This window comes from Bacillus cereus group sp. Bc061 (assembly GCF_027715825.1).
In the GTDB taxonomy this organism is placed as follows: domain Bacteria; phylum Bacillota; class Bacilli; order Bacillales; family Bacillaceae_G; genus Bacillus_A; species Bacillus_A paranthracis.
Genome location: NZ_JAQFTZ010000002.1, coordinates 872,586 through 895,759, shown reverse-complemented (window position 1 = coordinate 895,759; position 23,174 = coordinate 872,586). Strand labels below are relative to the sequence as shown.

Below are 23,174 nucleotides of genomic sequence, written 5' to 3'. Positions count from 1 at the left end.
AAAGAGGTGCGGATAATACTGTCCTTTAATATAAAATTAAATCTATCGGAAAACTTGTATTATTTTTTGTCAAATATTGAGATATTATGTTAAAATATAAGAGCGTAGAAAGCGCTTTAAAAAATGATTCAGGGGTCATTTCATAACTCAAGGGGGAACTAATAATGCGTATCGGTATTCCAACAGAAATTAAAAACAATGAAAACCGCGTGGCAATGACGCCAGCGGGAGCAGTACATTTAGTACAAAATGGTCATGAAGTTTTTGTTCAAAAAGGAGCAGGTTTAGGATCTGGCTTTACGGATGAAGAATACGTACAAGCTGGTGCGAAACTTGTTGAAACTGCTGAAGAAGCATGGAATCAAGATATGGTTATGAAGGTAAAAGAGCCAGTAGCAAGTGAATACGGTTATTTCCGTGAAGGTTTAATTTTATTCACATACTTACACTTAGCTCCAGAACCAGAATTAACAAAAGCATTAATTGATAACAAAGTTGTATCAATTGCATACGAAACAGTACAATTAGACAATCGTTCATTACCATTACTTGCACCTATGAGTGAAGTAGCAGGTCGTATGTCTGCACAAATCGGTGCACAATTCCTTGAGAAAAACAAGGGTGGTAAAGGTATTTTACTTGCAGGCGTTCCAGGGGTAAAACGCGGCAAAGTAACAATTATCGGCGGTGGTCAAGCTGGTACAAACGCAGCGAAGATTGCAGTAGGTTTAGGTGCAGATGTAACAATCATCGACTTAAGTGCAGAACGTCTTCGTCAACTAGATGACATTTTCGGTAACCAAGTAAAAACGTTAATGTCTAATCCATACAACATCGCAGAAGCTGTAAAAGAATCTGATCTTGTTATTGGTGCAGTATTAATTCCAGGTGCAAAAGCGCCAAAACTTGTAACAGAAGAAATGATTCAATTAATGGAACCAGGTTCTGTCGTTGTAGATATCGCGATTGACCAAGGTGGTATTTTCGAAACAACTGACCGTATTACAACTCATGACAACCCAACTTACGAAAAACATGGCGTTGTTCATTATGCAGTTGCTAATATGCCAGGTGCGGTTCCACGTACATCAACTCTTGCATTAACAAATGTAACAGTACCATATGCAGTACAAATTGCGAACAAAGGCTACAAAGATGCTTGCTTAGGCAACACTGCATTACTAAAAGGTATTAACACATTAGATGGATACGTAACATTCGAAGCAGTTGCAGAAGCTCACGGTTTACAATACGCTGATGCGAAAGAGCTTCTTGAAAAAGCTCCTGCTTTATCATAATAGAAATACATGTAAGCCCCTCCTTTCGTAAGGAGGGGCTTTTTATTTGAGTTAATTATCTAGTTTCTTTACAATTTTCAATCCGAACATCATTGTAAAGAAAAGAATGCCGAACAAGTAATATAAGGCATACTCAACTCGTATCATCGAGTTTTTGTCAGTGATATATAAAATAAATAGTATCACAGAGCCGACTAAATGAGAGAGACCGAAAATTTGTGCCATAAGCTTTAAACTCATCTTCTCGATTCTTTCATCCATCTCAGGTAATGGATATTTCTCAGAAACGCTCTTTTTTTTCTTAAAGAATATTTTTTTCACTACTAATAGTATTAAATCTAAGAGTATGTATACACCAACGAATAGAAGGACAGAACTAATCTTTTCTTCGTCGTTACTATTGAAATAAAGTAATGATGATCCTAACAATAAAAGAGTAAGATGTGAAATGAACTTTTGATTAGAAGTATTTTTCATTCTTTTTCCTCCCCAGTTTTATCTAATTGAAATAAATCTTCTACTTTACAGTTGAAAAACTCACATAATTTCAATGCTAATTCTAAACTTGGGTTGTATTTGTTTTTTTCGATAGCGATGAGGGATTGTCTAGTGATTTGAACAGAGGAAGCTAATTGTTCTTGGGTGATGTCTCTAACGACGCGGAATTGTTTTACCCTATTTTTAATCAAATATACAAAGTCTCCTTTTTATAAATTTGTTACATTTATTATATCCATTTTTAGGTAATAAGTAAATGAAGCTTTACAAAAAGTAAACAAAACTTTACGTGGAATATAGCTTGTTATAATGTTATTTTTTGTGATAATTTGGAATTAAATGAAAAATGAAAGTCAAAAGAGGGGATTAGGTGGGGAGTAAAAAGAGGAAGAAAAAGCAGGCTAAGAGACAAAAGTATATAAAGAAAAAACAAGAACAGAACATACACATACCTATTTCAAAAAAAGTAGTCCTTATGATAGAAAAAACATTTCGGTATATTTGTATGGTTCTGTATGTAATTTTGTGTATGTATTCATTTGGAGTGTTTTACAGTTTTGAGATAACTCCTAATATTATTGAGAGTATTTTAGAATTTCTCCTTGTTGCAATAGAATTAGTCTTATTTTTTATATTATTTGATACAGTATGGCCTAGTCATGAAAGTAAGAAAGATAAGCAAAGAAAAATGAGCAAAAAATCTTCATACGCTTCAAGTTCATCAAGTGGATTCGGTGACTACAGTAGCAGTGATTGTAGCAGCTCAAGTGATGGTGGAGGAGATTGCGGAGGTGGTGGAGACTAAGTTGATTTTTCAGAAGAACGACTAATGAAAGGATGAGACGAAAGATGGAAACTGTGAACTTAATAGAATTAACAAAAGACATTCAAGATCAACATAAAAACTTCGTTGTTTCAAATGTGAATAGTCATTGCTTACGAATCGCTGTATTTACTGGTGAATATGATTGGCACTATCATTCTAATTCGGATGAATTATTTATTGTGTTAGAGGGAGAATTACTTATTGATTTTGAAGATGGAGAAACAGCGGTATTAAAGCCGAATGATTCTATTTTAATTCCAGCATGTACGATTCATAGAACGAGAGCATTAAAGAGAACGGTAAATCTTTGTTTTGAACATATAGAGGCGGATACGATTAAAGTGGAGCAATTATGAAAAAATTATCTGTAGCTGAGTATAGAAAAATCCTTCCAATTTTAGAAAGCCATACAAAAACGACGACGTTTGCTTATGCGGTATGTGATCAAGTGATAGATGGTGATGTTTTTGTAAACGAGAAGTTAACAGCAGGACTAATTCGTACAGCGAATGGCATTTATTATTTATTTGGTCATACTGATGATCAAAATTACAACGAAGATTTATTTTCTTTTATAAAAAAGGCTATTGAAAAAACAGAGAAGAGATTTACATTGTTCTCTTCGAGTGACGAGTGGGAAATGATGATAGAAGAACGTTTTAGTCATGTACTTCGAAACATCCCGCGAATGAAGTTTCAAAGCGTAATCTTTGAAGAGAGAAAACGAGATTGTAACAAAAATACATATGAAGTGAAGCGTATTGATAGAAGATATATAGAACGAAGCAGTGAATTTACTGAGGAGTACTACAAAGAATATTGGGGATCAAAAGAAACATTTTTAAACGATGGTTTTGGATTTTGTATAGAACTAGAGGGAATGATTGTAGCGGAATGTGTTTCAATATTTAGTGGAAACGGATTTGCTGAAATTGATATTGTGACGCATAAAGCATATCAAGGGAAAGGATTAGCTCAAGCTGTTGCAGCAAGGTTTATTGAATATTGCATGCAAAATGATATTACACCGTGCTGGGATTGTTATGTAGACAATACTTCTTCGCGAAAATTAGCTAGCAAATTAAGTTTTCATAATCCAATAGAATATAGATTATTTGTACGGAAGAAAACGGGGGAATAAAAATGAATGTGGAATTAACGAGATTTAAAGTGAAGCCTGGTAAAAGTCATCGTGTAGATGAATGGATGCAGCTTCTGAATGACAATATGAAAGAAGTGCTTTTGACATTAAACGACGAAAAGATGTACGTTGAGACAATTTTCCGGGAAATAAGAGATGGAGAAGAGTACTTATATTGGTATTCTGTGCAAGGAGAAGGCGGGGCTCTTGTCGAAAATTCTCATCATGAAATTGATAAAAAGCATTTGGAATTTTGGTATGAATGTATTGATGAGGAAGTCTCCTCTGTTGATATGAAAACAGAAGTCGTTATGATTCAAGATGTTGTGAAGGATGCGATGAAATAATAGATTGGTATTTTGTAACCGTAAAATGGTCATCTTTTTGGTTGAATATACATTATTGGAGATGCTGTAGGATGAGAATTAGTAATAAATATATCACTCTCGATGAAATAGAAGTAATAAGAGAACCTTTAAATAAATTGCATGAATATCATAATAATACATCAAAACATTTTTCTGGTGACTATCCAAGAATGTCATTTGAGGAACGTATTGAAAATTATAAACAAAATTCAAAGTACGGAGAGTATAGAATTGAATTATTAGTTGAGACGGAAACAGATAATATATTAGGATGTTGTATAGCATATAGCAAAAGTGTAAACGGAAAGATTGAAGTTTTATTCGTTGATGAAAAACACCGAGGAAACGGATTTGGTTTGAAATTAATGAAGAGTGCAGTGGAATGGTTTAAAGCGAAGAAGATAGATGAAATTGAATTAACAGTAGTGTACGGAAATGAAGCTGTATCGTTTTATGAAAAGCTGGGGTTTTATCCTCGTTCAATTATTATGGAAACTAAGTCATAACGATAGTATGGAGAGAGATGAGTGAGAGTCTTTATTTCAAAAAAGTGATTTATATGTTAATAAAATATATGTGAAGGGCGCATCAAAATAGATGTGCTTTTTATTATGATAAAAATGTAGAAAAGCTGTATTTGGATATCTTTAAGTGAAAATAAAAGTGGGATATTAAGAATCTTTTAGGACAGACTATAAAGAAATAAAAAACAGAAAACCAAAAGACCTACCAATATAAGGTGTAGTTGTAACAGGTAAAACAGAGGATTTACAAAGTTTACAAGGAGCGCCATATATTAAAGCGGCTGTTAGAGGTGTAACAGTTGAGAAATATTAATTACAGTCTATTAATGTGAATAATCAGAAAATTTATGTTATACTATATGAAAAGGAGGTTTATATGAGGCAAATACATGGAGCAATTTATATTTACATAACAATGTTTTTCGTGGCGATATCTTATGGATTAGGGCACGTGTATTCGCATCCTATACTAACTTTTTTAAGCGGAGCATGTATGGCGTTTGCGCTTCTTGTCCACCTTTTCTCAGTTTGGATCGTGAAATTTCAATTAAATATTAGTGAAATAGAAGAAGGCACTTTTTAAGTGGCCTTCTTTTTTTAATAATATTTTGGAAGTTCTTGTAGCAATTTTTCAATTTTGCATTCGGTTTCTTCACATATAGACAGTGTGCGTAGTCGGAAAAACAAACTACGTAAGAAAGATTTTACATTTCCGTATAAGTACTCGTACGATTCAATATGTAATGTTTGTTTTTTGACGGGTAATTGAGCTACTAAGTCATGAAGGGCTAATAGGAGTACTTCTTCCTTTAGACCATTTTGTAGCATTGCCACAATCGGATAAACGAGACGCTCGTCTTCTTCATATTTGTAGTAAATAGAATGGACACAGACTTTGTTTAATAAAGTTTGTAATATTTCTTCGTAATATAAAGTTTCCAGTTTAGGACTACGAACAAGCGCTTCAAATGTATCGGAAGCATGAGCGATACTATGTGCCCAGCCGTGGTCTTGCACATATCCCCGGAAATCATGTTCGTTGTTCATATATAGAATTAGTTGATCTTTTACATTTGAAATATCAGTCCGTGATAAGAAATTATGATTTGTATCAGCATCAATAATGAGGGCAATTAATAATGTTGTAAATGCTCGCGTAAATACCGCATCTTCATCAGCCGAATGAATCTTATACAATAAATATTTTTCACTGATGCTTTCTAATAGTAGTTTCTGTAATTGCGTGTGTGAAAGGTATTCCTTTTTGATGAGATGATAAAAAGTAGAGTAAATAAGTTTGTCTCTTAAATAGCTATCAGTAACACCGATATGTTCAAGCATATTGGAACTTAAAGAATCAATGTTAACTTTGTTATCCAGCATGTAATTATTATTACGAATTTCTTCTAACTGTTGTTGTAACATATAAACCTCCTATTTTAGAAAATTCTGTATTTTAATAGTATAATAGAAGGAAGAAATAGACAATAAATAAGTGCATTTGAATGGAGGGGCATGATGAAGAGAGCATTATTCTTTTTCATTAGTATTTTCTTTTTAGGAAGCTGCTCGATTTGGTATGTTACTTTTTCTAGCGAGAGCAAAAGTTGGACGGGACAATATAAAGGCCATATTAAGGATGACAGTGAAGATGGAATGTTTACATTTCAGTATAAGGGCGGAGATGGAAATACAGAATTTAAAAATTTAGAGATTGCTATTAATGGAGCCTTTAGCACAATGACACAAACGTCAGAAAATCATAAAGGAGCAAAGATTGAAATGAAGTCTTCTTGTGTAAGTTGTGCGCCTCTATCTAAAGATGAACCGATAGAGATTGTGATTAAATGGGATGATAAGTATGAAGAGAAGATGGTGTTAAAGCGGAAATAGAAAAAGGCAGCACTCACGCTGCCTTTTTTATTATTTTACAAATTGTAATTCTTTCGGGAATTTCGTTAAAATTTCTGATCCGTCTTTTGTGATATAAATATCATCTTCAATACGAACGCCACCTACGTTTGGTACGTAAATACCTGGCTCGATTGTGAAGACCATACCTTCTTTTAATGGAGATTCGTTACCAGCTTTTACATCTGGATATTCGTGTACGCTAATTCCTAGTCCGTGACCAAGGCGGTGCGGGAAGAAGTCGCCGTAACCTGCATCTGCGATAACAGAACGAGCAGCGTTGTCGATTGCACCAAGTGTAACACCTGGTTTACATGCTTCAACTGCTTGTAGTTGTCCAGCAAGTACAGTGTTGTAAATACGAGTTTGTTCTTCAGAAATGTCGCCAAATGCCACTGTACGTGTAATGTCAGAGCAATAGCCGTCAATGATTACGCCTAAATCAAATAGTACGAAATCGCCGCGTTTCATTTTGTTTGCACCTGGAATACCGTGTGGAAGAGCAGAGTTTGCACCTGCTAATACCATCGTATCAAATGACATTTTATGTATGCCTTTTGTTTTTAATTCGTGTTCAATAATTGCTAATACTTCTAGTTCGCTACGATCTTCTTTAATTGCATTTACACCAACCTCAACAGCATAGTCTGCCATTTTAGCTGCTTCGCGTAAAATAGAAAGTTCTTTTTCGTCTTTAATTAAACGAAGTTCACGAACTTTTTCCTCAGCTGACGTGAAAGCTGCATTTGGGAATAATTTTGTTAATTCTTCGTAGCGCTCTACGTTTAAATGTTCTTTTTCAATTGCAACTGCATTTGCATTGATACCGCGGTCTTTAATTGCTTTTGCAATCATATCCCATGGTCTGTCAGTATCAGTAAATCCGATAATTTCATGTGCCCAGCCAGCGTTACGTGCTTGGCCTTCTTCCATTTTAGGGCAAATTAAAATAGGTTCTTTTTCTTGGAATACAAACATACCAAGAAGTCTTTCGTGTGGTTCACAGTGGAAGTTTGTCATGTAGAAGACGTTCGGTGTAGAAGTTAAGAACGCAGCTTCAACGTTTTTTTCTTTTAGCCATTGCATTAAATTTTCTAATCTAGCATTCATCGATTGGCACCCCCGAGATATTTAATTACAAATATAACTTTAACTCGGAAGAAAGCGTTATGACAAGTAAATCGATGTTAGAAAAGACAGGGAATTGAAAAATCATGTAGAATAAAAAGTGAGAATGTAATAAGGGGAGGAATGTAATAATGAAAGTATCTTATCACGGGCATTCAGTTGTAAAGATTGAAACGAATGGAAAAGTAATTTTAATTGATCCGTTTTTAACAGGAAATCCAAAAACAGATTTAAAGGCTGAAGATGTAAAAGTAGATGCGATTCTTTTATCACACGGTCATGGTGATCATGTTGGAGATACAGTAGAACTTGCGAAGAAAAATAATGCAGTTGTAGTGGCACCGTTTGAACTAGCGACATTTTTAAGTTGGCAAGGTGTAAAAACACATCCGATGCATATTGGTGGTTCACATGAATTTGACTTCGGAAAAGTGAAGTTTACACAAGCATTCCACGGCTCTAGTTATATTGATGAAGAAAATAAGACGATTACATATACAGGTATGCCAGCGGGTATTTTATTTACAGCAGAAGAGAAGACTTTGTACCATGCAGGGGATACTGCTCTATTCTCTGATATGAAATTAATTGGGGAATTAAATAACATTGATGTAGCATTTTTACCAATTGGTGATAATTTCACAATGGGACCAGAAGATGCTGTTTTAGCAGCAAAATGGGTTCAGGCGAAAACTGTTGTACCGATGCATTACAATACGTTCCCGGTTATTGAACAAGATCCATATCAATTTGTAGAAAAGCTACAAAATTGTACAGGGAAAGTATTAGAAGCTGGAGAAAGTATTACACTATAGAAAAGAAACCCTTCATTTGAAAAGACAAGTGAAGGGTTTTTTACGTGTGTAGGACAGCTTGTAAAGGTTGTACTTGTTTTGATGATTCTTTTGTTTTTGGAAGTGGCTGTTCAGGTGTTTCATTCAATTCCATTGCAACTTTTTTCCCGTCTACGAAAGCTAACAATACAGCACCTACAACTTCTAATAATTTTTTCATCATGTATCCGCTCCTTTGTTTCATTTCTTGTCTTCATTGTATATGGAAGTGGCTGGACAAACTATCGAACGAGATGACAATACCATTACATTGTTGTAATAGAAGAAGTGGTGTAATGTAAGGTGTATTTTGTTATAAAAAAAATAGTACAGATATACAAAGAGAGAGTGTAACAGTTTTGAAAATATAGTATACTGAAAATACAACACATGAAGAATTTAGGGAAAAGAAAGTATGGTGAAACCATTTGGCTACCAAGCATAACCAAATTTTAGAACATATTAATAGCCTGCCAGTAGGGCATAAAATTTCTGTAAGGCAAATTGCAAAAGATTTGAGTGTAAGTGAAGGTACAGCTTATCGTGCAATTAAAGATGCAGAAAATAAAGGGTATGTTAGTACGATTGAACGTGTCGGAACAATTCGAATTGAACAAAAGAAGAAAGAAAATATTGAAAAGCTGACATATGCAGAAGTCGTTAACATTGTCGATGGTCAAGTACTTGGAGGCAGAGAAGGACTACATAAAACGTTAAATAAATTCGTAATCGGAGCAATGAAATTAGAAGCGATGATGCGCTATACAGAAGCTGGAAACTTACTTATTGTCGGTAATCGTACGAACGCACATCAATTAGCGTTAGAAACCGGAGCTGCGGTGTTAATTACGGGCGGATTTGATACGGAAGATCATGTGAAGAAATTAGCAGATGAATTAAAACTGCCGATTATTTCAAGTAGTTACGATACATTTACAGTTGCAACGTTAATTAACCGTGCGATTTACGATCAGCTTATTAAGAAAGAAATTGTACTCGTTGAAGATATTTTAACGCCAATTGAAGAAACGTTATATTTAAAGCCAGATGATACAGTGCAGCAATGGCATGCGTATAACGAAGAGACGATGCACGGAAGATATCCGATTGTTGATGAAAATAAAAAGGTGTTAGGTATTGTAACTTCAAAAGATATGATCGGTGTAGCGAAAGAAACACCAATTGATAAAGTGATGACAAAGCATCCGATTACGGTAAATGGAAAAATGTCTGTCGCAGCTGCGGCGCGTATGATGGTGTGGGAAGGTATTGAGTTACTTCCAGTTGTTGATGAAGGAAATAAGTTGCAAGGTATTATTAGCCGTCAAGATGTACTTCAGGCGTTGCAAATGATTCAGCGTCAACCGCAAGTCGGTGAAACAATCGATGATATTGTAACGAATCAATTTATGACGCCGAAAGAAGCGAAAAATGAGCATCTATATCAATTTTCAGTGACACCGCAAATGACGAATTCAATCGGAACGCTATCTTACGGTGTATTCGCAACGATTGTGACAGAAGCAACGAATCGCGTTATTCGTGCGCAAAAGAAGAGCGATTTAATTGTTGAGAACTTAACAATTTATTTCGTAAAACCAGTTCAAATTGACAATGTTGTATCGGTTCATCCGAAAGTATTAGAAATAGGACGTAAATTTGGTAAGGTTGATGTAGAAGTACACCATGAAGGTAATGTTGTTGGGAAAGCATTACTTATGGTGCAATTGATCGATAAATAAAAAGATGGAGCAAGCCGCTTTGGTTTGTTCCATTTTTTTTAAGAAGGTATAGTAGAGCTTTTTAAAATTTAGTTATCAACTGAATCTATTATGTTTTGAATTGCAAAAGAAAAAGGTAAATTACGTTCTGTTTCATATTTATAAATAGAAGCGTGCAATCATTTGAAGATGCTTGAACAATAATTGTGGAGGTGTCGAATGGGAGTAATAATTCTCTTTTTAGGGGTAGTATTTGCAATAACTTTTCATGTGTTAACACATCGAAGAATGGATATAAAGAAAAAGAAATTGTATGTAGTAAGTTTGATTTTCGCTATTGTTTGTTCCTTTATCTCTACAGCTGGAGAAAATAAGGGCGATTTTCTATACTTTGGTGTACCAGCTGAAACATTTGTTTATTATGGTGGATGGGAAATATCTTTTAATCCATTAGGCTTTTTCTTTAACTTTATTTTGTTTTATTGGATTTTGAAGCTGTTATTTAAGCTGCGTAAGAGTTTGGGTAGTGAAGTGCAAAAATAGCAGTATATGTTGGAGACTTTAGCTAATCTATATCAGGTTAGAGAATTGGTTGTTAGTCGATAGAAAAGCTTACACTACTAATTATTAAAGGAAAACTATGCTGCACTATATGTACTAGGGGGGAGAAGAATGGATTTTCACATTAAAGAGCAGTTATGTAAGCAATATAATTTAAATAGTCTTATGAAAGTTTCATTGTTGCATGGGGGAGAAAATCAAACATATATGTTCGAATCGGACAAAAATAAATTTGTAGTTAGGCAGTATAGAGAAGGACGTTATACAGCCGAGCAAATAGAAGCTGAAATACATTGGTTAATAGCGATACAAAAACAAATGTTAGTACCAGAAGTAGTTGTAAATAAAGATGGTGACTGGATCACACCTGTTATGAAAGATGAGGGAAGTATCCAGTATTTTGTTGTCTTTAGGTTTATAAATGGAAGTGAAATTATAGAACCAAAGGATAAAGATTATGAAAAACTTGGATCACTCATGCGAATGTTTCATGAAAAAGCAAATGGAGTACTTAAAAGTGTGCCGCAAACTTGGAGGGGTTATGAAAGACCTATATATAGCGAGAAAAAGATGATTCATGAGCCTTTACAATGTTTATTACATGCTTCTTTTTTATCTTATGAGGATAAAAATAAATGCTTGAGAATTGCAGAAAGAATACAAGAACTTACAAACTCAATTCAATTGGGAGAAAAACAATTTGTTCACGGAGATATGCATTTTGGAAATATTCTTGTAGACAAAGAGGATTGGTATTTACTCGATTTTGATGAATGTGGATTTGGGTATAAAGAGTTTGATATTGGTGTTCCTAGATTGCATTTAATTGCTTCTGGACAGTTAGAAGAGGCATGGGGGAACTTCATGATGGGATATGGGGGAAATATTTCGGAAGCAGCCATTCGACTTGGAACTGCTTTAAGAATCTTTTATATGGCAGGGAAAATACCATTAAGACTTGATATTGAACCTATTAAAAAGAATCCTGATTATTTCATTCGCCGATATATTCAGTATGCGGAAGAGGAGTTATACAGTAAGACAATTGTCTGATAAAAAAACAGAATATTAATTCATTTGGATTCTAGACTATGTTATAATTTAATTGTAAGAAAATGGATTTCTGAAAGGTGGTATGCATGATGTCATCGACAGTACTCTTTTTTGGTAGTATCGCACTATTTTACTTCCTTGTGATGATACCGATTCAATATTTATACTTACAAGGTTTACATGAAAAAAAGAAAAAAACAGGATTATCTCAGCGAGAGCTATATGAAAAAATGTCTTTTGGGGAAGAACAGTTACATCTCCATGTGCAAGGCAATCCATTCAATATTCCTTCTGCGTTTGTCGCATATATGATTTTGAAAGTTAGAGGACGTAAAAAAGCATCACAATGTTGATGCTTTTTTACGTTGCTTCATAGACTTCGGCTTCTTCAACTGCTAATGGTAAGAAATGTTTGTATTGGCGAAATCCATTAAATACACTTGCACTGCCAAATAGAACGAATAAGATACCAACGATAATACGAGCGGTTGAAAGTTCTAAAAAGAATTGGTTTATCCCGAAGAATAAGACGAATGAACCGAGTGCCATTGCGGATTTTCCTGAGAGCCAACCTTTCTCCATTGGGCGGTTTGTACGAAAGTATTTTGTTTTGTAGAAGAGGTACAACATAAATGAGACGATAATACAGAAGACTAATACTGGCATCATGCACACTCCCATCGCTTTATGAAAAAATAGTAGAGAAAAAAGAAATATCTAAACTTTCTAATTTTTATTATAAAGCAATTGTTCGCATGTATGAAATACTTTCCGTTATAATGGAGGATAAAGTGATACTTTCATTAGTGTGGGGATGTGTCCGTGCTAATGATTAGCCCACATTCATTGGGCTTTTACTGCACGTTAAAGTGAAGAAGTTGAATAAAAAGGAGATTATACATATGCATGAGCAAATTTTAGGAGCAATTAAAGAGTTTGATACAATTATTATTCATCGTCATGTGCGTCCGGATCCAGATGCGTTAGGTTCACAGGGCGGTCTTAGTACAATTCTACAAGAATCGTTTCCAGAGAAAAATATTTATACGGTTGGGTACAATGAACCGTCATTAGCATATTTACGAGTAATGGATGATATTGAAGATAGTGTATACGAAAATGCGCTCGTTATCGTTTGTGATACAGCAAACCAAGAACGTGTTGACGATCAACGCTATACAAAAGGGAAGATGTTAATCAAAATTGATCATCATCCAAATGAAGATCCATACGGAGACATTACGTGGGTAGATACGACAGCAAGTTCTACAAGTGAAATGATTTATGAGTTTTATAATTATGGAAAAGATAAAGGATTAAAAATAACAAAAGAAGCAGCTCGTCTTATTTTAGCGGGTATTGTTGGGGATACAGGTCGTTTCTTATTCCCGAATACAACAGCAAAAACACTTCGTTACGTAAGTGAGCTTGTTGACATGGGTGTGAAATTCACAGATTTATACAATGAAATGTATAAGACAAAAGAAAAAATCGCTCGTTTAAACGGTTATATTTTACAAAACTTTACGATGGTAGAAGAAGGAGCAGCTTACATTAAATTAACGAAAGAAGTATTAGAAGAATTTGATGTACTTCCTTCTGAGGCATCCGGCGTTGTTGGAGCACTTGGTAATATTGATGGATTAAAGGCATGGGTTCTATTTTTAGAGGAAGACGATGTGATTCGTGTTCGCCTTCGTTCAAAAGGACCAGTTATAAATAAATTAGCAATGCAATATAACGGCGGAGGACATCCGATGGCTTCTGGTGCAAAAGCATCTTCTTGGGAAGAAGCGGATCGTCTATTTGCTGATTTACGTGAGATTTGTAAATAAGAAATTATATGTTAGAACGAAAAGAAGGAGTGGTGCTAAAGCCCTCCTTCTTTATTTTTCTTTCTCTATCGTAATGCTAATTTCAAGCACGGTATCAAAGGATATTGTATCGACTTTAAACCGGTATAGCCGATCGTAATGTTTGTACGTTTTGTTTTCGATTACCTTTTTGAGTAGGTCTTTATTTTTTGCGATACTTTGTATGTTTTTCGTTAAAAGATGCTGGAGGTCATTATGGATAGAAGTAGTCATGTTTTCAATTGTAAGGTTGTCTAAATCGTATTTTTCTCGATTTATAAGTTTTATTTTAATCTCTTGAATGGTTAAGAGCCGTTTATTTTCAGTATTTAATTTTTCTTGATCTTCGAGAAGAACGTGGAGTTTTGCTTCTTGTTTTTCTATAATTTCTCTTTGTTCTGCTATTTTACTAGCTTGTTCTTCTTGAAAAACACCGTATATGTACAAAAAAATAAACCAGCTCAATACACCTCCAACAGCAGCCCCAGCTAAAACTAAATACCATCTTTTTGCTGTATTGGCACTTGGTACTCTCATACATGCTCCTGCGTTAGCCATTTAATAATAATAAGACCAGTTTGCATACCACCTGTTGCGAAAAAAATAAGGAGAATTTGTTTTACGATATCTTTCATATCCCCGCCAAAGAAACTTCTTTCAAAACTATAAAAAGTATCAAATGTTCCGCCGATCGCTGCAACGAGTGCCCAAATTCTTAAATTTTGGGCGAATTGATTAATGTAAGTGAGAGTTGGTTTTCCGATAAGAAATGCACCAAATCCACCAATTAATGAACCACCAAGTATAACCCCAAAGGCAATAAAATAACTAATAATAAGCAGAGAGAAAAAAGTGTGTTCTCTTACATCCATCGTCATTCCCCTTTCTTCTTCATATATATGGACAAAGTATAAGAAGTATGTTTTGATTTCCTCTTTCCTCTTCACCTATAATAAAAGTAGTCAAATAGGTAAAGAGAGGGTACAACAGTGAAGTTTGTGCATTTACAATGTCAAACCGTTTTTAGTTTATTAAAAAGTGCTTGTAAAATTGATGAACTTGTAGTTAGGGCGAAAGAGCTCGGTTATTCATCGCTAGCTATTACGGATGAAAATGTTATGTATGGCGTTATTCCGTTTTATAAAGCATGTAAGAAACATGGTATACAGCCTATCATCGGCTTAACAGCTTCTATTTTTAGTGAAGAAGAAGAAAAGTCTTATCCGCTTGTCTTACTTGCTGAAAATGAAATAGGTTATCAAAATTTATTAAAGATTTCTAGTAGCATTATGACGAAGTCAAAAGAAGGTATTCCTAAGAAATGGCTTGCACATTATGCGAAAGGATTAATTGCTATTTCACCAGGTAAAGATGGGGAAATCGAACAATTATTATTAGAAGACAAAGAGAGTCAAGCTGAAGAAGTAGCTCGTATGTATCAAAATATGTTCGGCAGTTTTTATATGAGTTTACAGCATCATGCGATTCAAGATGAACTGCTTCTGCAAGAAAAATTACCTGCATTTATGAATAGGATAAATATTCCGGTTGTAGCGACGAACGATGTACGCTACATCAATCAAAGTGACGCACTTGTTCATGAATGTTTATTATCTGTTGAAAGTGGAACGAAAATGACGGATCCTGATAGGCCGAGGCTGAAAACAGATCAATATTATTTAAAATCATCAGATGAAATGGAAGCCCTATTTTCTCACGTAGAAGAAGCGATTTATAACACAGTAGAAATTGCAGAACGTTGTAGAGTAGAAATACCGTTTCATGTAAATCAATTACCGAAATTCCCTGTTCCATCTAACGAGACGAATGATATGTATTTGCGCCGCGTTTGTGAAGAAGGATTACAAAAACGTTATGGTACGCCGAAAGAAGTACATATAAAGCGTTTGAATCATGAATTAAACGTGATTTCTAGCATGGGGTTTAGTGATTATTTCCTCATTGTCTGGGATTTTATGAAGTACGCGCATGAAAATCATATTTTAACAGGACCAGGTCGTGGATCAGCGGCTGGCTCACTCGTTTCTTACGTATTAGAAATTACAGATATTGATCCAATTGAATACGATCTATTATTTGAAAGGTTTTTAAACCCAGAGCGTGTGACACTTCCAGATATTGATATTGATTTTCCGGATATAAGACGTGATGAGATGATTCGATATGTGAAGGATAAATATGGTCAGCTTCGTGTTGCGCAAATTGTAACGTTTGGGACGCTTGCAGCGAAAGCGGCAATTAGAGATATTGCGCGTGTAATGGGTCTTCCGCCGCGAGATATCGACATATTCTCAAAACTTATCCCATCAAAGCTTGGTATAACGTTAAAAGATGCATATGAGGAATCGCAATCACTCCGTGAATTTATACAAGGGAATCTTCTGCATGAACGTGTGTTTGAAATTGCAAAACGTGTAGAAGGCTTACCGCGTCATACGTCTATTCATGCAGCTGGCGTTATTATGAGCCAAGAGCCATTAACCGGAAGTGTTGCAATTCAAGAAGGGCATAACGATGTGTATGTTACGCAATACCCAGCTGATGCATTAGAAGAACTTGGGTTGCTCAAGATGGACTTTTTAGGATTACGTAATTTAACGTTACTTGAAAATATTATAAAGTTTATCGTGCAAAAAACAGGAAAAGAAATCGATATAAGAAATTTACCACTTCAAGATGAAAAGACATTCCAATTGTTAGGTAGAGGGGATACAACAGGTGTATTCCAGCTTGAATCAGGTGGTATGCGAAATGTGCTTCGCGGGTTAAAGCCGAATGAATTTGAAGATATTGTTGCTGTTAACTCGTTATATAGACCAGGACCGATGGAACAAATTCCAACCTTTATTGAATCAAAACACGGAAAAAGACAAATTGAATATTTACATCCGGACTTAAAGCCGATTTTAGAAAGAACATACGGTGTAATTGTATACCAAGAACAAATTATGCAAATCGCGTCGAAGTTGGCGGGCTTCTCGCTCGGAGAAGCCGATTTATTACGCCGTGCAGTGAGTAAAAAAAATCGTGATATTTTAGATCAGGAACGTAAGCATTTTGTGCAAGGGTGTTTACAAAATGGTTATGACGAGACATCTGCAGAGAAAATTTATGATTTAATTGTAAGATTTGCAAATTACGGCTTTAACCGAAGTCACGCTGTAGCCTACAGTATGATTGGATATCAGCTTGCTTACTTAAAAGCGAATTATACGCTGGAATTTATGACGGCACTATTATCGAGTGCAATTGGAAATGAAGATAAGATTGTGCAGTATATACGCGAAACGAAGCGAAAAGGTTTTCATGTTTTGCCGCCGTCTCTTCAGAGAAGTGGTTACAATTTCCAAATAGAAGGAAATGCAATACGTTACAGCTTACTTTCCATTCGAAACATCGGAATGGCTACAGTGACAGCATTAATCGAAGAACGAGAGAAAAAAATGTTTGAAGATTTATTTGAATTTTGTCTGCGCATGCCATCAAAGTTTGTAACAGAGCGAAATTTAGAGGCGTTCGTCTGGTCTGGGTGTTTTGACGATTTCGGTGTTTCGAGAACGAATTTATGGAAAAGTCTTAAAGGAGCGTTAGAGTATGCCAATCTTGCACGTGATTTAGGAGATGCTGTTCCGAAATCAAAATACGTACAAGGAGAAGAGCTCTCTTTTATTGAACAGTTAAATAAAGAGAAGGAAGTACTAGGTTTTTATTTATCAAGCTATCCGACAGCGCAGTATGTGAAGTTAGCGAAAGAATTAGAAATTCCAACTCTCGCTCAGGCGATGCGACATAAGAAAAAAGTACAAAGAGCTATCGTGTACATAACAAGCGTGAGAGTGATTCGTACGAAAAAGTTGCAAAAGATGGCATTTATTACATTTTGTGATCAAAATGATGAAATGGAAGCAGTTCTTTTCCCCGAAACGTATATACATTTCTCAGATAAGTTACAAGAAGGAGCAATTGTTTTAGTTGACGGCATGATTGAGCTTAGAAATCATAAGCTGCAATGGATTGTAAATGGACTATATCCGTTAGAAGAAATGGATGTGTATGAAGAAAAGAAAGATGCGTCTGTTTACGTGAAATTGCCATCTCAATATGAGAAAAAGCTTTTAAATCAGGTTACTAAAATATTGTTTGACTATTCGGGTTTTGCGAAAGTACTAATTTATTATGAAAAGGAACATAAAATGGTACAATTATCACGAAGTTTATCGATTCATCCAAGTGAAGAATGTTTAGGAGCACTTCGTGAAATTGTCGGGGAAGAAAATGTGGTTGTGAAAATATAATGGACAATTTCCCTACACTTCGATTATTATAGTAGTAGTGTTCGTGGTCAGACCACTTGGAGAAATTGATATCAGCAAGAATAATTTGAGGAGAGTGGATAGTTTGTCAACACTTCGTGAAGAAGCACTTCACATGCATAAAGTGCATCAAGGAAAATTAGAAACTGTATCAAAAGTAAAAGTAGAAAATGCAAAAGATTTAAGTCTTGCATATTCTCCAGGGGTTGCAGAACCTTGTAAAGAAATTTATGACGATAAAAGTAAGGTATATGAATATACAATGAAGGGAAATATGGTAGCAGTTGTGACAGATGGAACGGCTGTACTTGGTCTTGGTAACATCGGACCTGAAGCATCTCTTCCAGTAATGGAAGGTAAAGCTGTATTATTCAAGAGCTTTGCTGGTGTAGATGCATTCCCAATTGCCTTAAATACAAACGATGTAGATAAAATTGTTGAAACTGTAAAATTAATGGAGCCAACTTTTGGCGGCGTTAACTTAGAGGATATCGCAGCACCAAACTGCTTCATTATTGAAGAACGTTTGAAAAAAGAAACAAATATTCCTATCTTCCATGATGATCAACACGGAACAGCTATCGTAACAGTAGCGGGTCTTGTGAACGCGCTAAAACTAGTTGGAAAGAAAATGTCTGACATTAAAGTTGTCGCAAATGGCGCAGGTGCAGCAGGTATTGCAATTATTAAACTTTTATATCGCTATGGCGTACGCGACATTATTATGTGTGACCGTAAAGGGGCAATCTATGATGGTCGTCCTACAGGTATGAATCCGGTGAAGGATGAAGTGGCAAAATATACAAATAAGAATCGTATCGAAGGTTCTTTAGCTGATGTTGTACAAGGTGCGGACGTATTCATTGGTGTATCTGCAGAAGGTGCATTAACAGAAGAGATGGTTCGTACAATGAATGACGATGCAATTATTTTTGCAATGGCGAATCCAGTTCCAGAAATTATGCCAGAATTGGCAAAAGCAGCGGGCGCAGCTGTTGTTGGAACGGGTCGTTCTGACTTCGCAAACCAAGTAAATAATGTACTAGCGTTCCCTGGTATTTTCCGCGGTGCACTTGACGTACATGCGACACAAATTAACGAAGAAATGAAGATGGCAGCTGTACAGGCTATTGCTGAGCTTGTAGCAGAAGATGAGTTAAATGCAGACTATATCATTCCAGCACCGTTTGACGCGCGTGTAGCGCCTCAAGTAGCAGCTTACGTTGCAAAAGCTGCAATGGAGACAGGAGTAGCTCGCCGTCAAGTAGATCCAAATGAAGTTGCTGAGAAAACAAAACAATTAGCGCTGATTGGTAAAGAATAAGCGAGGAATTTCCATTGACATCATCAAATACAAAAGTATATCTCGAAATTGTAAAAAAAATCCGTTCCATTATGGAAGAGGATGGATTGGTAGCAGGGGATCGTTTGCCGTCTGAGCGTGAGTTAAGTTCACGTTTAAACGTAGGACGTTCCTCTGTAAGAGAAGCGTTGCGTGCTTTAGAACTTGTAGGATTAATTGAAACGAGACGTGGTGAAGGGACGTTTATTCGAAACTTTTACGATAACGGTCTTGTACAATTGATTGCTCCGTTCTTGCTGCAAGATGAGAAAACAATTCGTGATTTATTACAAACAAAACGATTGCTTGAGAAAGATATGATTCGAATTGTATGTAATTTACCGAAAGAAATGTTTTCTAAAGTGCTAAGTAAATTACATCAAGTGCTTGAGGGAAATGAAAACTCAGTTCCAATGCTTCACCAAACGTTCTTTAAAACACTTATTGAACAAGTCGATAATTATTTACTATATCGCATTTGGATGATCGTAAATGATTACGTATCAACGCTTTCTTGTAAAGTTTCAGGAGATTCTATCGATATGTATAGAAAGCTTTACGCTATTTTGGAAGAAAAACAAGAAAATGATGCACTAAAAATTTACGATGAATTAGTAGAGAATATACAGTTTCACTCGTAATGTATAAAATTTGTCGAAATGACCATGACACGTTATGACAAACATTCTATCGCGTAGCGGTTAAAGTTAAACGTAAAGAGTGAGGTTATTAGACAGATTGAGAAGATAAGGCTAACATCAAACTTTGGTGTTAGCCCAATTTTCTTCTTACGCTAACCTTAGCTCTCAACGAAGGGGGTCAAATTGTGCTAAGAGATTTATTCGTGAAAAAGAAAAAGTACGCTGCAATACCTTCAGAACAAGTACGAAAAGATGTACCAGACGGCGTTATGACAAAATGTCCGAAATGTAAAAAAATCATGTATACGAAAGAGCTTCTAAAAAATTTAAAAGTATGTGTGAATTGTGGATATCATCATCCTATGAATGCATGGGAACGTCTTGATAGTATATTGGACGAAGGGTCATTCCGTGAGTATGACAAAGAAATGGTTTCATTAAATCCACTCGAGTTTCCAGATTATGAAGAGAAACTAGAGAGCGATCGTAAGAAGACTGACTTGAACGAAGCGGTTGTAACTGGTGAAGGAACAATTGATGACATGCTTGTTGTTGTTGCAGTAATGGATTCTCGTTTTCGAATGGGGAGCATGGGCTCTGTTGTAGGAGAAAAAATTGCCCGTGCGGTTGAAAAGGCATACGACTTACAAGTTCCATTTATTATCTTTACTGCTTCGGGTGGTGCCCGTATGCAAGAAGGGATATTAAGTTTAATGCAAATGGCAAAAACAAGCGTAGCTTTGAAAAAGCATAGTAATGCAGGAGGATTATTTATTTCTGTTATGACTCACCCAACGACGGGCGGGGTTTCAGCGAGTTTCGCTTCACTTGGTGATTATAATCTTGCAGAACCAGGGGCGCTGATCGGATTTGCTGGTAGACGTGTAATTGAACAAACGGTGCGTGAGAAACTACCGGAAGATTTCCAAACGGCAGAATTCTTACTAGAACATGGTCAATTAGATGCGGTGGTACATCGTGATGATATGAGAGAATCGCTTCGTAAGATTTTAGAAGTTCATCAAGGAGGGGAAATGGCTGTATGGCAGAGCTAGAATTTGAGAAACCAGTTGTTGAGCTAAGAAATAAGATTCGTGAACTGAAAGACTATACGAAAAACAGCCAGATGGACTTCAGTGAGGAGATTCGTATTTTGGAAGACAAGCTAGAAAATTTAGAGGAAGATATATACGGCAATATGAAAGTATGGGACCGTGTTCAAATTGCTCGTCATGCAGAACGACCGACAACGCTCGATTATATTGAGCACTTATTTACTGATTTTTTTGAATGTCATGGAGATCGTCTATTTGGCGATGATGCAGCGATTGTCGGCGGCATTGCGAAGTATAAAGGGATGCCTGTAACTGTAATCGGGCATCAACGCGGAAAAGATACGAAAGAAAATATTCGCCGTAATTTTGGGATGCCTCACCCAGAAGGATATCGAAAAGCATTGCGTTTAATGAAGCAGGCGGAAAAGTTCAATCGTCCAATTATTTGTTTTATTGATACGAAAGGAGCTTATCCTGGTAAAGCTGCTGAAGAACGTGGTCAAAGTGAAGCGATCGCCCGCAATTTATTTGAAATGGCAGGCTTAACGGTGCCTGTTATTTGTATCGTTATCGGCGAAGGTGGTAGCGGTGGTGCACTAGGTCTTGGAGTAGGAGATTACATTCATATGCTAGAAAATTCCACTTATTCTGTTATTACACCAGAGGGTGCAGCGGCAATTCTTTGGAAAGATGCAGGAAAAGCAAAGGAAGCTGCAGAGGCGATGAGAATTACAGCAGCAGATTTGAAAGAATTAGGTGTAATTGACGAAATTATTCCAGAGACAAAAGGTGGAGCACACCGTAATATTTTGAAACAGTCAGAAAATATAGATTTAATGATTAGAAAAACTTTTGAACAATTAAACGGAATTTCGAAAGATGAATTACTCGAAAAACGTTATGAAAAATATATGAAAATTGGGCAAGTTTCGTTTTCAAACGCTTCCATTTGGATAAAATAAGAAAAGCGTGCGTTCCACTTCGCGAATGCACGTTTTTATTATGAAAAGACACATCTTCTCCATTGTATTTTTATATTTTTTCGTGTTATTTTATTATAAGGCAAATAATCTTTATGAGGTGAGTACAAATGAAACGTATTGGTGTATTAACAAGTGGTGGAGATTCACCTGGTATGAATGCTGCCATTCGTGCAGTTGTTCGTAAAGCGATTTTCCATGATATTGAAGTATATGGTATTTACCATGGATACGCTGGATTAATTTCTGGTCACATTGAAAAATTAGAACTAGGTTCTGTTGGCGATATTATCCACCGCGGTGGTACGAAATTATATACAGCAAGATGTCCTGAGTTTAAAGACCCAGAAGTACGACTAAAAGGTATCGAGCAATTAAAGAAACACGGTATCGAAGGACTTGTTGTTATTGGTGGAGATGGTTCTTACCAAGGCGCTAAAAAATTAACTGAACAAGGATTCCCATGTGTTGGTGTACCAGGTACAATCGACAATGATATCCCTGGAACAGACTTTACAATTGGTTTCGATACAGCTTTAAATACTGTTATTGATGCAATTGATAAAATTCGTGACACAGCTACATCTCATGAACGTACATATGTTATCGAAGTAATGGGACGTCACGCTGGTGATATCGCATTATGGGCTGGTTTAGCTGATGGTGCGGAGACAATCTTAATTCCAGAAGAAGAGTATGACATGGATGAGGTTATCGCTCGTCTGAAACGCGGTAGTGAACGTGGTAAAAAACACAGTATTATCGTTGTAGCTGAAGGTGTTGGAAGTGCAATTGACTTCGGTAAGCACATTGAAGAAGCAACAAACTTTGATACTCGTGTAACTGTATTAGGTCACGTACAACGTGGTGGATCACCAAGTGCACAAGACCGTGTATTAGCAAGTCGTCTTGGTGCAAGAGCAGTTGAATTGTTAATTGCTGGTAAAGGTGGACGTTGTGTAGGTATTCAAAATAATAAACTTGTTGATCATGACATTATCGAAGCGTTAGCTCAAAAACATACAATCGATAAAGATATGTGTCAATTATCTAAAGAATTATCCATCTAATCGGCGTAATGTCGGATATTTGGGAACGGTTTCATAA

General features: G+C 35.9%; 28 protein-coding genes and 1 pseudogene. 21 read left to right on the top strand and 8 right to left on the bottom strand.

Features of this window, described 5'->3' with window-relative positions; translation table 11 throughout:
* The first annotated feature begins 164 nt into the window (after positions 1–164).
* Complete coding sequence (gene ald, locus PDQ40_RS13980) at positions 165–1,298, top strand: alanine dehydrogenase (RefSeq protein ID WP_270691460.1); 1,134 nt, start codon at positions 165–167, stop codon at positions 1,296–1,298.
* Positions 1,299–1,349: 51 nt separating this feature from the next.
* Here the strand turns inward: ald and PDQ40_RS13975 are convergent, their stop codons facing one another.
* A complete protein-coding gene (locus PDQ40_RS13975; RefSeq protein ID WP_000799452.1) occupies positions 1,350–1,775 on the bottom strand; it encodes a hypothetical protein in 426 nt (141 codons plus the stop codon).
* Entirely contained in the window at positions 1,772–1,987 is a 216-nt protein-coding gene (locus PDQ40_RS13970) for a helix-turn-helix transcriptional regulator (RefSeq protein WP_000594782.1), read from the bottom strand. Before PDQ40_RS13970 ends, PDQ40_RS13975 begins: the two co-directional genes overlap by 4 nt.
* A 179-nt stretch (positions 1,988–2,166) precedes the next feature.
* Here PDQ40_RS13970 and PDQ40_RS13965 point away from each other — a divergent pair, with 179 nt between their 5' ends.
* From PDQ40_RS13965 to PDQ40_RS13935, 7 genes and pseudogenes are all read left to right on the top strand, one after another.
* The gene (locus PDQ40_RS13965; protein ID WP_240813952.1) at positions 2,167–2,601 is read left to right on the top strand and encodes a hypothetical protein; all 435 of its coding nucleotides are present in this window, start codon (positions 2,167–2,169) and stop codon (positions 2,599–2,601) included.
* 44 nt (positions 2,602–2,645) lie between these two features.
* Complete coding sequence (locus tag PDQ40_RS13960; RefSeq protein ID WP_071678969.1) at positions 2,646–2,978, top strand: cupin domain-containing protein; 333 nt, start codon at positions 2,646–2,648, stop codon at positions 2,976–2,978.
* Positions 2,975–3,763, top strand: a complete 789-nt coding sequence (locus PDQ40_RS13955; RefSeq protein WP_000736740.1) for a GNAT family N-acetyltransferase — start codon at positions 2,975–2,977, stop codon at positions 3,761–3,763. The genes PDQ40_RS13960 and PDQ40_RS13955 overlap by 4 nt, the downstream gene beginning before the upstream one ends.
* A 2-nt stretch (positions 3,764–3,765) precedes the next feature.
* Complete coding sequence (locus PDQ40_RS13950; protein ID WP_061132062.1) at positions 3,766–4,110, top strand: DUF6176 family protein; 345 nt, start codon at positions 3,766–3,768, stop codon at positions 4,108–4,110.
* A 71-nt stretch (positions 4,111–4,181) separates the two neighbouring features.
* Positions 4,182–4,637: a GNAT family N-acetyltransferase gene (locus PDQ40_RS13945; RefSeq protein ID WP_270691459.1), complete on the top strand. Its 456-nt coding sequence runs from the start codon at positions 4,182–4,184 to the stop codon at positions 4,635–4,637.
* A gap of 138 nt (positions 4,638–4,775) precedes the next feature.
* Positions 4,776–4,968 (top strand): annotated as a pseudogene (locus tag PDQ40_RS13940) (hypothetical protein); the annotation flags it as partial.
* Positions 4,969–5,031: 63 nt separating this feature from the next.
* Entirely contained in the window at positions 5,032–5,238 is a 207-nt protein-coding gene (locus PDQ40_RS13935) for a hypothetical protein (protein ID WP_001248905.1), read from the top strand.
* A gap of 14 nt (positions 5,239–5,252) precedes the next feature.
* Here the strand turns inward: PDQ40_RS13935 and PDQ40_RS13930 are convergent, their stop codons facing one another.
* Positions 5,253–6,080, bottom strand: coding sequence for a DUF2785 domain-containing protein (locus PDQ40_RS13930; RefSeq protein ID WP_000941484.1), 828 nt, complete (start codon positions 6,078–6,080; stop codon positions 5,253–5,255).
* A gap of 90 nt (positions 6,081–6,170) precedes the next feature.
* On the opposite strand from PDQ40_RS13930, the gene PDQ40_RS13925 reads away from it, so the two are divergent.
* Positions 6,171–6,548 (top strand): hypothetical protein, encoded by a 378-nt coding sequence (locus PDQ40_RS13925; protein WP_001998405.1) that lies wholly within the window; start codon positions 6,171–6,173, stop codon positions 6,546–6,548.
* 30 nt (positions 6,549–6,578) lie between these two features.
* Here PDQ40_RS13925 and pepQ read toward each other — a convergent pair whose 3' ends face one another.
* The gene (pepQ, locus tag PDQ40_RS13920; RefSeq protein ID WP_000994042.1) at positions 6,579–7,676 is read right to left on the bottom strand and encodes a Xaa-Pro dipeptidase; all 1,098 of its coding nucleotides are present in this window, start codon (positions 7,674–7,676) and stop codon (positions 6,579–6,581) included.
* Between the two features lie 149 nt (positions 7,677–7,825).
* Here pepQ and PDQ40_RS13915 point away from each other — a divergent pair, with 149 nt between their 5' ends.
* Positions 7,826–8,509, top strand: a complete 684-nt coding sequence (locus PDQ40_RS13915) for a metal-dependent hydrolase (protein WP_000868938.1) — start codon at positions 7,826–7,828, stop codon at positions 8,507–8,509.
* A gap of 40 nt (positions 8,510–8,549) precedes the next feature.
* Here PDQ40_RS13915 and PDQ40_RS13910 read toward each other — a convergent pair whose 3' ends face one another.
* Positions 8,550–8,711 carry a hypothetical protein gene (locus tag PDQ40_RS13910; RefSeq protein WP_242301319.1) on the bottom strand — a complete coding sequence of 54 codons (162 nt, stop codon included), beginning with the start codon at positions 8,709–8,711 and terminating at the stop codon, positions 8,550–8,552.
* A gap of 244 nt (positions 8,712–8,955) precedes the next feature.
* Between PDQ40_RS13910 and PDQ40_RS13905 the strand changes: the two genes are divergently transcribed.
* The 4 genes from PDQ40_RS13905 (at position 8,956) to PDQ40_RS13890 (ending at position 12,215) form a co-directional block, all read left to right on the top strand.
* Complete coding sequence (locus PDQ40_RS13905; RefSeq protein ID WP_000201583.1) at positions 8,956–10,269, top strand: CBS domain-containing protein; 1,314 nt, start codon at positions 8,956–8,958, stop codon at positions 10,267–10,269.
* A gap of 198 nt (positions 10,270–10,467) precedes the next feature.
* Positions 10,468–10,791 carry a hypothetical protein gene (locus PDQ40_RS13900; protein ID WP_000538208.1) on the top strand — a complete coding sequence of 108 codons (324 nt, stop codon included), beginning with the start codon at positions 10,468–10,470 and terminating at the stop codon, positions 10,789–10,791.
* 129 nt (positions 10,792–10,920) lie between these two features.
* Positions 10,921–11,862 carry a phosphotransferase enzyme family protein gene (locus PDQ40_RS13895; protein ID WP_000345500.1) on the top strand — a complete coding sequence of 314 codons (942 nt, stop codon included), beginning with the start codon at positions 10,921–10,923 and terminating at the stop codon, positions 11,860–11,862.
* An 89-nt stretch (positions 11,863–11,951) separates the two neighbouring features.
* On the top strand, positions 11,952–12,215 hold the full coding sequence (locus PDQ40_RS13890) for a DUF3949 domain-containing protein (protein ID WP_000099739.1): 264 nt from the start codon (positions 11,952–11,954) through the stop codon (positions 12,213–12,215).
* Between the two features lie 7 nt (positions 12,216–12,222).
* On the opposite strand, the gene PDQ40_RS13885 is transcribed toward PDQ40_RS13890, so the two are convergent.
* Positions 12,223–12,528: a YtpI family protein gene (locus PDQ40_RS13885; protein ID WP_001144765.1), complete on the bottom strand. Its 306-nt coding sequence runs from the start codon at positions 12,526–12,528 to the stop codon at positions 12,223–12,225.
* Positions 12,529–12,764: 236 nt separating this feature from the next.
* On the opposite strand from PDQ40_RS13885, the gene PDQ40_RS13880 reads away from it, so the two are divergent.
* Positions 12,765–13,697 carry a DHH family phosphoesterase gene (locus tag PDQ40_RS13880; protein ID WP_000545147.1) on the top strand — a complete coding sequence of 311 codons (933 nt, stop codon included), beginning with the start codon at positions 12,765–12,767 and terminating at the stop codon, positions 13,695–13,697.
* Between the two features lie 51 nt (positions 13,698–13,748).
* Here the strand turns inward: PDQ40_RS13880 and ytrI are convergent, their stop codons facing one another.
* Together ytrI and PDQ40_RS13870 are read right to left on the bottom strand one after the other, a co-directional pair.
* Positions 13,749–14,252 (bottom strand): sporulation membrane protein YtrI, encoded by a 504-nt coding sequence (ytrI, locus tag PDQ40_RS13875; protein WP_001265735.1) that lies wholly within the window; start codon positions 14,250–14,252, stop codon positions 13,749–13,751.
* Positions 14,249–14,662 carry a YtrH family sporulation protein gene (locus PDQ40_RS13870; RefSeq protein ID WP_001998397.1) on the bottom strand — a complete coding sequence of 138 codons (414 nt, stop codon included), beginning with the start codon at positions 14,660–14,662 and terminating at the stop codon, positions 14,249–14,251. The genes ytrI and PDQ40_RS13870 overlap by 4 nt, the downstream gene beginning before the upstream one ends.
* Positions 14,663–14,704: 42 nt before the next feature.
* Here PDQ40_RS13870 and dnaE point away from each other — a divergent pair, with 42 nt between their 5' ends.
* From dnaE to pfkA, 6 genes are all read left to right on the top strand, one after another.
* Positions 14,705–18,031, top strand: coding sequence for a DNA polymerase III subunit alpha (gene dnaE, locus PDQ40_RS13865; RefSeq protein ID WP_000673762.1), 3,327 nt, complete (start codon positions 14,705–14,707; stop codon positions 18,029–18,031).
* Positions 18,032–18,164: 133 nt separating this feature from the next.
* Positions 18,165–19,373, top strand: coding sequence for an NAD(P)-dependent malic enzyme (locus tag PDQ40_RS13860; RefSeq protein WP_001970845.1), 1,209 nt, complete (start codon positions 18,165–18,167; stop codon positions 19,371–19,373).
* 14 nt (positions 19,374–19,387) lie between these two features.
* Positions 19,388–20,032: a FadR/GntR family transcriptional regulator gene (locus PDQ40_RS13855; protein ID WP_000204431.1), complete on the top strand. Its 645-nt coding sequence runs from the start codon at positions 19,388–19,390 to the stop codon at positions 20,030–20,032.
* A gap of 185 nt (positions 20,033–20,217) precedes the next feature.
* Positions 20,218–21,087 carry an acetyl-CoA carboxylase, carboxyltransferase subunit beta gene (gene accD / locus PDQ40_RS13850; protein WP_000942861.1) on the top strand — a complete coding sequence of 290 codons (870 nt, stop codon included), beginning with the start codon at positions 20,218–20,220 and terminating at the stop codon, positions 21,085–21,087.
* Positions 21,075–22,049, top strand: coding sequence for an acetyl-CoA carboxylase carboxyl transferase subunit alpha (gene accA, locus PDQ40_RS13845; protein WP_000818796.1), 975 nt, complete (start codon positions 21,075–21,077; stop codon positions 22,047–22,049). The genes accD and accA overlap by 13 nt, the downstream gene beginning before the upstream one ends.
* Positions 22,050–22,177: 128 nt before the next feature.
* Positions 22,178–23,137, top strand: coding sequence for a 6-phosphofructokinase (pfkA, locus tag PDQ40_RS13840; RefSeq protein WP_000821160.1), 960 nt, complete (start codon positions 22,178–22,180; stop codon positions 23,135–23,137).
* Positions 23,138–23,174: the final 37 nt, after the last annotated feature.